At 41.2% G+C, this 12,605-nt stretch carries 11 protein-coding genes; 8 read left to right on the forward strand and 3 right to left on the reverse strand.

Annotated elements, in window-relative coordinates:
- Window positions 1–2 precede the first annotated feature (2 nt).
- Entirely contained in the window at window positions 3–239 is a 237-nt protein-coding gene (xseB, locus tag AB4140_RS11605) for an exodeoxyribonuclease VII small subunit (RefSeq protein ID WP_076540313.1), read from the reverse strand.
- Between the two features lie 398 nt (window positions 240–637).
- On the opposite strand from xseB, the gene pomA reads away from it, so the two are divergent.
- The 3 genes from pomA (at window position 638) to thiI (ending at window position 4,176) form a co-directional block, all read left to right on the forward strand.
- On the forward strand, window positions 638–1,405 hold the full coding sequence (pomA, locus tag AB4140_RS11610; protein ID WP_102439523.1) for a flagellar motor protein PomA: 768 nt from the start codon (window positions 638–640) through the stop codon (window positions 1,403–1,405).
- Between the two features lie 3 nt (window positions 1,406–1,408).
- Entirely contained in the window at window positions 1,409–2,356 is a 948-nt protein-coding gene (locus AB4140_RS11615) for a flagellar motor protein MotB (protein WP_372001010.1), read from the forward strand.
- A 365-nt stretch (window positions 2,357–2,721) separates the two neighbouring features.
- On the forward strand, window positions 2,722–4,176 hold the full coding sequence (thiI, locus tag AB4140_RS11620) for a tRNA uracil 4-sulfurtransferase ThiI (RefSeq protein ID WP_102439525.1): 1,455 nt from the start codon (window positions 2,722–2,724) through the stop codon (window positions 4,174–4,176).
- Window positions 4,177–4,337: 161 nt separating this feature from the next.
- Here the strand turns inward: thiI and AB4140_RS11625 are convergent, their stop codons facing one another.
- A complete protein-coding gene (locus AB4140_RS11625; RefSeq protein WP_102475388.1) occupies window positions 4,338–4,574 on the reverse strand; it encodes a hypothetical protein in 237 nt (78 codons plus the stop codon).
- 178 nt (window positions 4,575–4,752) lie between these two features.
- Between AB4140_RS11625 and AB4140_RS11630 the strand changes: the two genes are divergently transcribed.
- The 4 genes from AB4140_RS11630 to rlmM all read left to right on the forward strand — a co-directional run bounded on the left by AB4140_RS11630 (window position 4,753) and on the right by rlmM (window position 8,154).
- Window positions 4,753–5,664 (forward strand): transcriptional regulator GcvA, encoded by a 912-nt coding sequence (locus AB4140_RS11630; RefSeq protein ID WP_076540323.1) that lies wholly within the window; start codon window positions 4,753–4,755, stop codon window positions 5,662–5,664.
- 76 nt (window positions 5,665–5,740) lie between these two features.
- Window positions 5,741–6,472 carry an alpha/beta family hydrolase gene (locus AB4140_RS11635; protein ID WP_372001012.1) on the forward strand — a complete coding sequence of 244 codons (732 nt, stop codon included), beginning with the start codon at window positions 5,741–5,743 and terminating at the stop codon, window positions 6,470–6,472.
- Between the two features lie 22 nt (window positions 6,473–6,494).
- On the forward strand, window positions 6,495–6,875 hold the full coding sequence (locus tag AB4140_RS11640; protein ID WP_102439527.1) for a DUF423 domain-containing protein: 381 nt from the start codon (window positions 6,495–6,497) through the stop codon (window positions 6,873–6,875).
- Window positions 6,876–7,062: 187 nt separating this feature from the next.
- On the forward strand, window positions 7,063–8,154 hold the full coding sequence (gene rlmM / locus AB4140_RS11645; RefSeq protein ID WP_102439528.1) for a 23S rRNA (cytidine(2498)-2'-O)-methyltransferase RlmM: 1,092 nt from the start codon (window positions 7,063–7,065) through the stop codon (window positions 8,152–8,154).
- Window positions 8,155–8,285: 131 nt separating this feature from the next.
- Here rlmM and AB4140_RS11650 read toward each other — a convergent pair whose 3' ends face one another.
- Window positions 8,286–9,296 (reverse strand): isocitrate dehydrogenase, encoded by a 1,011-nt coding sequence (locus tag AB4140_RS11650; RefSeq protein WP_372001014.1) that lies wholly within the window; start codon window positions 9,294–9,296, stop codon window positions 8,286–8,288.
- Between the two features lie 621 nt (window positions 9,297–9,917).
- On the opposite strand from AB4140_RS11650, the gene AB4140_RS11655 reads away from it, so the two are divergent.
- Complete coding sequence (locus tag AB4140_RS11655) at window positions 9,918–12,584, forward strand: prolyl oligopeptidase family serine peptidase (protein WP_408019740.1); 2,667 nt, start codon at window positions 9,918–9,920, stop codon at window positions 12,582–12,584.
- Window positions 12,585–12,605: the final 21 nt, after the last annotated feature.

Raw genomic sequence — 12,605 nt, forward strand, 5'->3', positions numbered from 1 at the left:
ACTTATTCGCCTTCAACGGTAAATGGGCTGAGGTTGGTATCGTCTTCATTTAATAAGATGGAAACTTTTTGTTGAGCCTGTTCTAGCTTAGATTGGCTCTGGCGCACTAGCTTAATGCCGCGCTCAAATTGTTTAAGGGCATTATCTAAAGTGACTTCACCTTGCTCAAGATCTGCAACAATGTTTTCAAGCTCCGATAAGGATTCTTCAAAACTTAGATTCTCAGGTTTTTTTGCCACAATTCTTATTCCTTCTATTATGCGGGGACAAGGTATATCAGGCCGCGCTAAGGGTCAAATTCAGTCGTTGTTTATTTGCTCAATAGCACGCTTTGTGACTGAATATTTATATAATTCATAAAATATTCCTAAACTTGGGCTAAGTTTGACCGATATAGATAATGAATACCAGTGTCAAGCGGTCGCTTTAAGCGAAGTTTGAAATCCATGGTAGTAATAATGGTAGTCGTAATAGCATTTTTTGATGCTTTTTTGATAAACCAGCCAATTAATCGATGAAAGTGTCACTGTATGAGTTTTTTTTGTTCGTTTGAACATTTGTCCCAATAGCTCAGAGTGTTACATTGGTATTCATAGAAGTAAGGCAGCATTATTAAGACTGCGCTCAAGGAGAAATTGTGGATTTAGCAACCCTAATAGGTTTAATAGGCGCCTTCGCTTTTATTATTGGTTCTATGGTGAACAGTGGTGGGATTTCGATTTTTATTGATGCGCCATCGGTGATGATTGTGCTTATTGGTTCTCTTTTCGTTGTGATGATGAAATATAATCTTAAGCAATTTTTAGGCGCGGTAAAAATTGGCGCTAAAGCTTTCATGTTTAAAATTGATAAGCCTGAGGAGTTAATTGACCAATCAGTGAATATGGCTGATGCAGCCCGTAAAGGGGGCTTTTTAGCATTAGAAGAAGCGCAGATCGGTAACAGTTTTATGCAAAAAGCGGTCGACATGTTAGTGGATGGCCATGATGGTGATGTGGTGCGTGAAGCCTTAGAAAAAGATATTGCCCTGACCGAGGAAAGGCATAAAACCGGCATTGGCATTTTTAAATCCTTAGGTGATGTGGCCCCAGCCATGGGCATGATTGGTACCTTGATTGGTTTAGTGGCCATGCTATCGAATATGGATGACCCTAAATCAATTGGCCCGGCAATGGCGGTGGCATTATTAACCACGCTTTATGGCGCGATTATCGCTAATATGGTGGCGCTCCCGATTGCTGATAAATTGCAATTACGTATGAGTGAAGAGTTACTTAACCGCAATTTGATTATGGATGCGGTCTTGGCGATTCAAGATGGTCAGAACCCACGTGTTATCGAAGGTTTCCTGAAAAATTATCTAGGTGAAAAACAACGTCAAATCGATACCACGGACGGAGAGTAGCTCATGGCTAAAAAAGCCAAGTGTGATTGTCCACCACCCGGCGCGCCGTTATGGCTAGCCACCTTTGCTGATCTTATGTCGTTATTGATGTGCTTTTTTGTTTTGCTGCTGGCGTTCTCTGAAATGGACGTGATGAAGTTTAAGCAAATTGCCGGTTCGATGAAGTATGCCTTCGGGGTGCAAAATAAAGTTGAAGTTAAAGATATTCCTAAAGGCACCTCGGTGATTGCGTTAGAGTTTCGGCCGGGAAAACCGGACCCTACCCCTATTGAAATTATCAATCAGCAAACCAATGAGATGACAGAGCAAACCATTGAGTATCAAGCAGGCGACGATGCCAGTGCGGGCGACGTGCAAAAACAGCAAGGGGATAATCGCGGCGGTAATGCTCAAGCGACGGCCCAGCAACAAGCACAGGCTCAGCAAGCCCAAGCGAAGTCTGAGCAAGAAAATATTAACGACCAAGTGAAAAAAATGGCCGAAAAACTCAATGAGGAAATTGTTGATGGCGCCATCGAAATTGAATCATTAGGGCAACAGATTATTATCCGGATCCGCGAAAAAGGCTCTTTTGCATCGGGTTCAGGCTTTTTACAGCCAAGATTTAAACCTGTTATTCGCTCAATTGGTGACTTATTAAAAGATGTTCCCGGCATTATTACAGTATCAGGTCATACCGATGGCATGCACATTAGCAATGAGCTTTACAGTTCTAATTGGGACTTATCCAGTAAACGCGCAGTCTCAGTAGCCCATGAACTGGCCAAAGTGACAGGCTTTGATGACAGCAGAATGCGGGTGGTGGGTATGGCATCTAATGCGCCATTAGTGGCTAACGACTCTGCTAAAAACCGTAGCCGTAATCGCCGAGTTGAAATTGCTATTGAACAAGGCAAGGCGAAAGAGTCTGCTGAGATAGAAGTACTCGCGCCACAATCACAGCAGCCATAGAAACGCGCTCTTTATATAAGATGAGATTAGCCGCTTAGTCCTTAAGCGGCTTTTTATCGGCTTTAAATAGCGCTGTATAGCCAGTAATCGCAACGCCGTTTCACTGACGCTGTGTTGCAGTATTGCTTAGGCTGCTAATTTTATTTAGATTTAATGACAGCCTTAGCACCTAAGCTCAAAGATTGTGTGTAATAAAATTTATTGTGTTTGGTATATAGACAGTTTTTGCTATAATCCCGCCTTTGTTGGCTGGTTAATTTCCAGCCATTATTATTTTTGACTTTTATGAGTTGATTTTGCGCTGAATATCAACGCAATCCGTAGTCGTAAAAGTGAACATCCAAATCAGTTGCCGCGGAAATCCAATGAAGTTTATTGTAAAGCTATACCCAGAAATCATGATGAAAAGTAAAACTGTTCGTATGCGTTTTACTAAAATTCTTGAGACCAACATTCGAAATGTACTTAAAAAAGTTGATGACGAAGTAAAAGTACAACGTCAATGGGATCGCATTATGATCCACGTCAACAGCGATGAACAAACGCGCATTAACGCCATTGCTGAGCGTTTAGAATGTATTCCTGGTATTGCTCATGTTGTTCAAGTTGATGAATACAGTTTTGAGTCAATGGATGATATCTACCAGCAAGTACTCCCAGTTTATAAAGAGCAATTGGCAGGTAAAACCTTCTGTGTTCGCGTTAAACGTACTGGTAAGCATGACTTTAATTCAATTGAAGTTGAGCGTTACGTTGGTGGCGGTTTAAACCAGCACACAGATGCTGTGGGTGTGAAATTAAAAAATCCAGATATGACGGTTAATTTAGAAATTGACCATGAAAAACTGTATATGGTTGTGCGCCGTATTCCCGGTTTAGGTGGTTTCCCAATGGCGACCCAAGAAGATGTATTATCGCTTATCTCAGGTGGATTTGATTCAGGTGTATCAAGCTATCAATTCATCAAAAAAGGTGCCCGCACTCACTATTGTTTCTTTAACTTAGGTGGCGCGCAGCATGAGATTGGTGTTAAGCAAGTGGCTTATCATTTGTGGCAGAAATATGGCGAGTCACACAAAGTGCGCTTTATGACTGTACCATTTGAGCCAGTGGTTGCTGAGATTCTAGAAAAAATTGATAACGGTCAAATGGGCGTTATTCTTAAGCGTATGATGATGCGCGCCGCCACTAAAATGGCTGAAAAGTACAACATCCAAGCTTTGGTTACAGGTGAGAGTTTAGGTCAAGTTTCAAGCCAAACTCTGACCAACTTAAACGTAATTGACCGCTGTACGGATTTATTGATTTTACGTCCATTAATCACCATGGATAAGCAAGACATTATCAATGAAAGTCGCCAAATTGGTACTGAAGATTTCGCTAAAGCGATTCCTGAATATTGTGGTGTGATTTCGCAAAAGCCAACCGTTAAGGCTGTACTGGCAAAAATTGAAGCTGAAGAGCTTAAATTCAGTGAAGACTTAATTGACCGTATTGTAGAAGATGCCGTGGTTATCGATATTAAGCAAATTGCTGAAAAAGTTGAAACCACAGTAAGTGAAACTGAAACCGTTGATGCAATTGAAGCTGGCAGTGTTGTGATTGATATCAGAGCACAAGATGAAGAAGAGCAAAACCCACTAAGCATTGATGGCACTGAAATCTTAAAAATTCCTTTCTTTAAATTAGCAACGCAATTTGCTGATTTAGATAAAAGTAAAACCTATTTACTCTACTGTGATCGCGGCGTAATGAGTAAATTACAAGCGTTATACCTGACTGAGCAAGGTCACAGCAACGTTAAAGTATACCGTCCTTAATGGCGTAAAAGGAGTATCGCTAGTCGATGCTCCTACTTAAGCTTTGCAGGCTGTGATGTGTATTTCATATTGAAACTGCGACAGTCATTTTAGCCCATAAAAAAACCGCATTACCATTTAAATGGTCAATGCGGTTTTTTTGTTACTGTTTTTACAGTAAATTAATCAGCAGTGCGCGTTTCAGCGGTAGTGATTGGCTGTTGAACTTCTTTGTCTGCAACTAAAGTGCTGTTAACATCAACCTGAACATTACTTTGCATTTCTGACATGCTTTGTTGAAGCTCTGCGTTTATTGAAGCTTGAAGGTCGCTGATATCAATGCCTTCTTCATTTGCGCTAGCTGTAAAAGCAAAACAAGAAAGTAAAGCTACTGTAGCTAATGATTTTAAATTGAACATAAAGGTCGCCTCCGGGCTGACTTAACACTGGCGGACACACCCTTACACTGCGTAGAAGTTGTCCAACTCATCATAAATCTGATGGTCATAATTTAACCGAACACAGTGTTCTTTACAAACGACAAAATGTAACGCTATTCATTAGAAAAACTAATTAAAAAACGAGAGATGGATCACTATGTCGCGAAGATTGCCACCTTTGAACGCGGTAAAAGCATTTGAAGCAGCAGCAAGGCACTTGAGCTTTACCCGTGCCGCTGAAGAGTTGTTTGTTACTCAGGCTGCTGTTAGTCATCAAATTAAAGCATTAGAAGATTTTCTAGGCCTAAAGCTGTTTCGCCGCAAAAATCGTTCGCTTTTATTGACCGAAGAAGGTCAAAGTTATTTCCTCGATATTAAAGATATTTTTATCCAATTAGGTGAATCAACCGACCGATTATTAGCCCGAAGCGCCATTGGTTCGTTAACGGTAAGTATGTCACCAAGTTTTGCAATTCAATGGCTTGTGCCGCGTTTGGCTAAGTTTAGTGAGCAAAATCCCGATATTGATGTACGCATTAAAGCTGTTGACAGCGAAACGGGCTCATTGACTGATGATGTAGATGTGGCCATCTATTATGGCCAAGGTAATTGGCCTGGCTTAAGAGCGGATAAATTGCGTAATGAAGTGCTCATTCCGGTGTGTTCACCGCTGTTACTTAATGGACCTAAACCATTAGAGAAACCCAGCGACTTAAAAAATCATACCTTACTGCACGATTCTAGCCGTCATGATTGGCAGGCATGGTTTAGGCAATGTGGAATTAGTGAAATTAATGTTAATTCTGGCCCCATCTTTAGTCATTCATCGTTAGTACTGCAAGCTGCCGCTCATGGCCAAGGTATTGCGCTGGGTTACAGCGTACTCGCAAGGCCGGATATAAAAGCAGGCCGCTTGGTGTGTCCGTTCTCAGAGGTGCTAGTCAGCAAAGATGCTTATTACTTAGTGTGTCAGCAAAATCATTCTGAATTAGGTAAAGTCGCTGCCTTTAGAGAGTGGATGGTAGATATGTTTGCTGAAGAGTCTCGCAGTGAATTACTGTCAGGCTAGGGCTAACTTACCCAAGCTTAACCACATAGCGTAGTAATTAATGCTGTTGTCACTAACAATCGAAGAAACTAATGATATGACCCCCCTAGGCCCAGCTGTAACAAACGATAGTTTAGAAATTGAATCAATCTTACAGGGCGACCCCAGTAAAACATTAGTGGTATTGGCCCATGGCGCTGGGGCTAATATGCACCATGAGTTTATGGTCGATATCGCCAATGGCTTGGTTGCTAAAGGTTATCAAGTATTGCGCTTTAACTTCTTATATATGCAAGCCAATATGCAAGATGGCAAAAGAAGGCCGCCAGATAGAGCGCCTAAACTGTTAATGCATTTTACTAGGCTACTTAATTCCATTGAACAAACCATTGAAGACAATGATCTTGTGGTCGAAAACATTGTGTTAATGGGGAAATCAATGGGTGGCAGAATGGCGGCGACATTGTTAACCGATAACGAACTTATCATTAATGATGAGCAGGTTGAGATCTCTGCTTCAGTTAACGCCTTAATTAAAGGCTGCATTTGCTTAGGTTATCCCTTTGTTCCATTAAAAGGCGGAGAGCCGAGACTTGAGCCGTTAAATAATGGCTTAAAACCATTAATGGTGGTGCAAGGTGAGCGGGATAAATTTGGCGGTATAAGCGAAATACCCCAGTGGGATATAAATAAACAAGTCAAAGTCAGCTGGATAACCGATGGCGATCATAGTTTTAAGCCACGTAAGTCGTCAGGAACCACATTAGAGGCTAATCTGAAGCACTGCTTAACCATATGTGATCAGTTTATTACTGATATTGTGGATTAATTTTCTATAAAGCGAGATATCAATGAGACAAGGTTTATTACTGTTAGCGGCAATCAGTGGTTTTTTAGCGGTTGCTTTAGGGGCTTTTGGTGCCCATGGGTTAAAAAGTATTGCCCCGCCTGAGTTGGTTGCGATTTTTAAACTCGGTGTCGATTATCACTTTTATCACACCTTTGCCATTATTGCCGTAGCGTTAAGTGGTCACTGGATAAGTTCAAAACTGCTGGATTGGGCAGGTTATTTATTCTTTGTGGGTATTTTATTATTTTCAGGTTCATTGTATTTATATGCCTTTACTGGCGCCAAATGGATTGGGCCAATTACCCCTATGGGCGGCGGTTGTATGCTGATTGGCTGGACATTGTTTGCCATTGGGATAGCAAAACATACTAAGCAGAAATAACTTAGCGTCACCTTTGGCAAATATTTCAAAGCAGCAGCTTGTTTATCAAATCTGCTGCTTTGTTGCTTTTATCGGTTTGCCTTTTCTATTTAACACAGCGGCATAATTTTTGAGTATAATGCCCCCATTATTTTGTCCTTCGACCATACTGTGAAGCAGTTATGGTTATAGAAGCTTAAGGCTTATCATGAAAAACCTCTTTATATTTTGCCGCGCAGGCTATGAGAAAGATTGTGCTGCAGAAATTCAACAGCGTGCAGCTGAATTAAATATTGGTGGCTTTGTTAAAACCAATACCAATGATGCTTATGTGATTTACCAATGTTTTGAAGAAAACGGCGGTGAGCAACTGGCAAAGCAAATTGAGTTAAATTCATTAGTGTTTGCAAGACAAATGTTTGCTGCTGGTGAGTTGATAAAAGATTTGCCTGAAAAAGACAGAGTATCACCGATTGTGGCTGCTTTAAGTGAAGTGTCAAAAGCGGGAGAATTACGAGTTGAAACTCCAGATACCAATGAAGCTAAAGAACTGTCAGGTTTTTGCCGCAAATTTACTGTGCCTTTACGCCAAGGCCTGAAAAAGTCTGGCGCATTATTAGCTCAAGAAAATGACCGCAGACCTATCATTCATGTGTGCTTTGTAGCGCCGGGTACGGCTTATGTCGGCTATTCATTATCAAACAATAGCTCACCTTATTTTATGGGCATTCCCCGTCTTAAAATGGCTGCCGATGCTCCGAGTCGTTCAAGCTTGAAATTAGATGAGGCTTTTGGGCAATTCTTGACAAAGGAAGAGCAAGAAGACCGCTGCCGCTCAGGGCTTCATTCTGTGGATTTAGGCGCTTGTCCTGGTGGCTGGACTTATCAGCTAGTACGTCGTGGCATGTTTGTCGCCGCAGTTGATAATGGTCCTATGGATCAGAAGTTAATGGACACTGGACAGGTTAAACATTATCGCGCCGATGGTTTTCGTTTCGAACCACCAAGAAAAAACATTTATTGGTTAGTGTGTGACATGGTAGAAAAACCGTCACGTGTTGCTGAGCTCGTTGAAGCTTGGGCGATTAATGGCTGGTTTAAAGAAGCCATTTTTAACCTTAAATTACCAATGAAAAGTCGTTATAAAGAAGTCAGACAGATTTTAGATACTATGGCTGAAATTTTAAAAGAAAACGACATCACAGATTTTAAATTACAGTGTAAGCACCTTTATCATGATCGTGATGAAGTGACAGTTCACTTATGGGTTAAACCTAATACTGCTTGGGCGTTTAACTAAGCTATTTAGCTGGAAATTTAAACAAGCATTAAAAAGCCCTTAGTGAATATCACTAAGGGCTTTTTTATTATCCTTTAATTAAAACTAGAGTTATTAGCGCTGCAATAACTCAGCTAAAAGGGTAATAAAGCTTATCCTAAACGATCAACAACAGCTTGAGTGAAGTCAGTTGTACCATGAGTACCACCAAGATCGCGGGTTGTGCGGTCGCCTTCTTCAATCACAGCAGATACTGCAGAGCGGATCATTTCCGCTTTGTCAGCCATGCCTAAATACTCCAGCATTTGTATAGAGGCTAGAATCACGGATGTAGGATTTGCAAGATTTTTGCCTGCAATATCAGGTGCGCTACCATGAACCGCTTCGAAAATTGCCGCATCTTTACCGATGTTTGCGCCAGGCGCCATACCTAAGCCGCCAACAAGACCTGCACATAAGTCAGATAGAATGTCACCGAATAAGTTAGTTGTTACCAATACATCAAAGTTTTCTGGATTCATGACCAACTTCATACACGTTGCATCCACAATCATTTCTTCTGTTTCGATATCTGGGTAACGCTGGCTCACTTCACGCGCCACTTTCAAGAATAAACCTGAAGTTGACTTCATGATGTTGGCTTTATGAACGATAGTCACTTTTTTACGGTTTTCTTTACGTGCTAGCTCATAAGCAAAAGTGGTAATATGCTCTGCACCTTGACGAGTAATGATACTGGTCGCTTCAGCAGTAGCGCCATCGTCAGATACTTTTTGGCCTAAGCCTGAATACATACCTTCAGTGTTTTCACGTACTGTGATGATATCAATGTTGTCATAACGTGCTTGAGTACCTTTAAAAGAAAGTACAGGGCGCACGTTAGCATATAAGCTGAATTTTTTACGTAGGCTTACATTGATAGAGGTAAAACCTTCACCGACAGGTGTGGTTAATGGCCCTTTAAGGGTAATACGGTTTTTTTCGATAAGGTCTAAGGTACGCTGAGGTACTAATTCACCTTGCTTTTCTAATGCGGCTAAACCGGCGTCTGCAAACTCATATTCAAAGTCGCAACCAGCCTTGTCGAGAATTTTTAAAGCCGAATCGATAATGCTTGGTCCAATCCCATCACCTGGGATTACGGTTATAGTACGTTTTGGCATGGATAGTCCTTCCACTTAGTGGTTACTGCATTTTCTTGTTATTGTTTACAACACCTTAACAAGACTACTTACTCACGGTTTTGTTGCGGCGCATTTTAACGAATTTAGATTTTTTTTTACAGTTTTTAGTGAGTTTAATCACATATTTTTTTAAATAATTAAGCTAATCCTCAGGTGATTGCTTTAAGATATTCACAACCATGTAATTGAAAGGCTTATTTCGCGTCATAAATCAGCTTTAGTTGTTAATAAAAGGTTGGTTGTAAAGTTATTTCGCGTGCATAGCATAAGCAGGTGACAGATTTTAAATAGACGACTTTGGTCTACTAACTACAGTCTACTAGCTTTGGGCCTACTAACAATCTAAGGGGCTGCAAAAATAACTTGGCACAGTTTAGTCTGAAAGGTCATTAATTAAATTGCGGTGATATTTTCAACAATGCTTTATTAAATTTCAATTATGTTTTCAGTTAATGAATTTAGCTGAACTGTATTTCATTCCATAACAACAATAACGAGGAAGATTTGAAGTTACGTAACCTTATTCCATTGACTCTGTTAGCAGTGTCAATGTCAGCCATATCAGCTGACAACATTAAGCCGTTATTGCTCGATGATATTATGCGCTTTGAGACCTTACAGACTCCCGTTATCTCTGAAAATGGCACAGTGTTAGCGGTTGAGGCTATGCCAGATCGCGGTAATAGCCGCGCTTTAGTCAATCAAGTGGCTACACAAAAGCAGTATCAAATTGATGGTGGCTCTGATGTTAAAGTCAGCGCAAATGGTGATTATGTGATTGCCACTATTGCGCCGAGCTTATTAGAAAAAGAAACCCTCAAAAAGTCTGAGCTTAGTGCAGGGCTTAGCTTACTGAATACCAAAACAGGTAACCAGCAACAGTTTAAGCGGGTTAAACAAGCTGAGTTTAGTACCAAAGGTGATTATTTAGCGGTTTGGTTTGATATTGATGACACTAAAGAAGATGGCAAAGAGGACGCTGAAGAAACGAGCATTAATGGCGCAGATAAAGGCAGTGGTTTTAAGCTCATTCAACTCGCCACCAATACTTTTCAGGAGTTTGACCATGTTACTCAATTTAACTTTGACCGCTCAGGTAACCAATTTGTGGTTGCCATTAATGATATTGCTGCCAAGCAGCATGTGATTAAAAAGGTCGATTTAATCACTAATACTCTAACGCAAGTTTATAAGTCAGACGGTTATCAAGTGGCAGAGCTGAGTTTATCTGATGATGGCAACTGGCTTGGCTTTACCCAAGGGGATGCAAGTGTAGAGCGTGATGAGCGAGAGTATCAACTGAAGCTTTTGGCTCTAGAGTCTCTTAAGCTCAAACAGGTGCCAACAGATGATGACTGGACTTTGAATCAGCATTCAAAAATTTTCTTTTCTGAAGATAGCTTAAGGCTATTTATTGGCCGCGTACCGCAAGTAGATAAAGCCCTGACACTGGCATCAATAGAGTCTGAAGCCGATTTATTTGACCAACAAATTGTTACCGGACTTCGTGATTTAAAAGTGTGGCATGGTGACGACCCAAAAATAAAACCTCATGAAGTAAAACAATATGCCAAAGAGTTAAAGCGCACTTATCTTGCTGTGATGCACGTTAATGCTAACCGTATAGTGCAACTGGCGGATAAAGCCGTACCGGATGTGCACTATGGTGAACAAAAGCGTTATTTATTAGCTACCTCAGATGTGCCTTATCAAAAAATGATCACCTGGGCAGGTTTTTATCAAGATGTCTATCTAGTGGATTTAAATACTGGCCGTAAGCTGCAAATTTTAACTCAACATGCCTCAAGTGAAATGCCAAGCTTGTCTCCTAATGGGCGTTTTGTGGCGTATTATCAACAAGGCGGACTGTTTTTGTATGATATTGCTAATGCCAGAAAACACAGTTTAACCAAAGATATCGCTATTAGCTTTGCAAATGAAGACCATGATTATCCCAGTAATGCGCCAAGTTATGGCTTAGGGCCTTGGCTAGCCGATGATTCAGGCATTATTGGCTATGACAAATATGATGTGTGGCAATTTAGCAGCTCATCGTTTGACGGCTTTATGTTGTCTGCGGGTGAAGGACGTAAAAATCGTCAGCAGTTTAGATTGGCAGGGTTATATGCAACGTCAGATATGCCTGCTGTCATTGAGCAGCAGCAAGCGCTGCTATTGCACGGTTATAATGAACACACCAAAGCTGACAGTTTTTATCGCGCCACTGTTGGCGTCCCAGGAGTGACGTTGCAACTTGAAACCGAGGCAAAATTGACGGTACTTGCCCGCAGTAAAAATAGCGACACTATGGTGTTTTCTAAGCAGCGTTATGATCTTTACCCTGATTTATACACCTCAAGTGTGAATACGCCTAATGAAGCCAGCCAACAAACTGACTTAGATAGTCAGCGAGATGATTTTAATTGGGGCGCTGCAGAATTGGTGCGTTGGCGTGATGGTGATGGCCGCCCAGCTGATGGCGTACTGATTAAGCCCACGAATTATCAAGCCGGTAAACAGTATCCGGTTATGGTGTATTTCTATCGCTTTATGAGCGATCGTTTGCATTCATTCCCGCATATGGCAATTAATCATCGACCAAACTTTGCTTGGTATGCAGATAATGGCTATGCCATTTTCTTACCTGACATTCGTTTTGAAGTAGGTTACCCGGGGATCTCGTCAGTAAAGGCATTAACTGCTGGCGTTCAAAAAATCATTGATATGGGCGTTGCCGACCCAGATGCCATTGGTATTCAAGGCCATTCATGGGGCGGTTATCAAACCGCTTTCGCTGTGACCCAAACCAATATCTTTAAAGCAGCGGTTACCGGTGCGCCCGTGTCGAACATGACTAGTGCTTATAGCGGCATTCGTCATGGCTCTGGCCTTGCTCGACAATTTCAGTATGAAACAGGTCAAAGCCGAATTGCTGAAAGTTTGTTTAAGTCGCCGCAAAAGTACATTGAAAACTCACCGGTGTTTTATGCTGAACGCATTCAAACTCCAATGATGATTATGTTTGGTGATAAAGATGATGCGGTGCCGTGGGAGCAAGGCGTGGAGCTATATCTTGCCATGCGCAGAACCGGTAAAGATGTGGTGTTTTTACAATATGAAGATGAACCACATCATTTGAAAAAGTACCCTAATAAACTAGATTACACCATTCGAATGAAGCAGTATTTTGACCATTATTTAAAAGGCGTTGCAGCGCCTAAGTGGTTAAAAGAAGGTGAGGCGTATCGAGAATATAACCAAGATTAACGATTACAATTCAATCTAATA

The organism is Shewanella sp. 10N.286.51.B2, assembly GCF_041469265.1.
GTDB lineage: Bacteria > Pseudomonadota > Gammaproteobacteria > Enterobacterales > Shewanellaceae > Shewanella.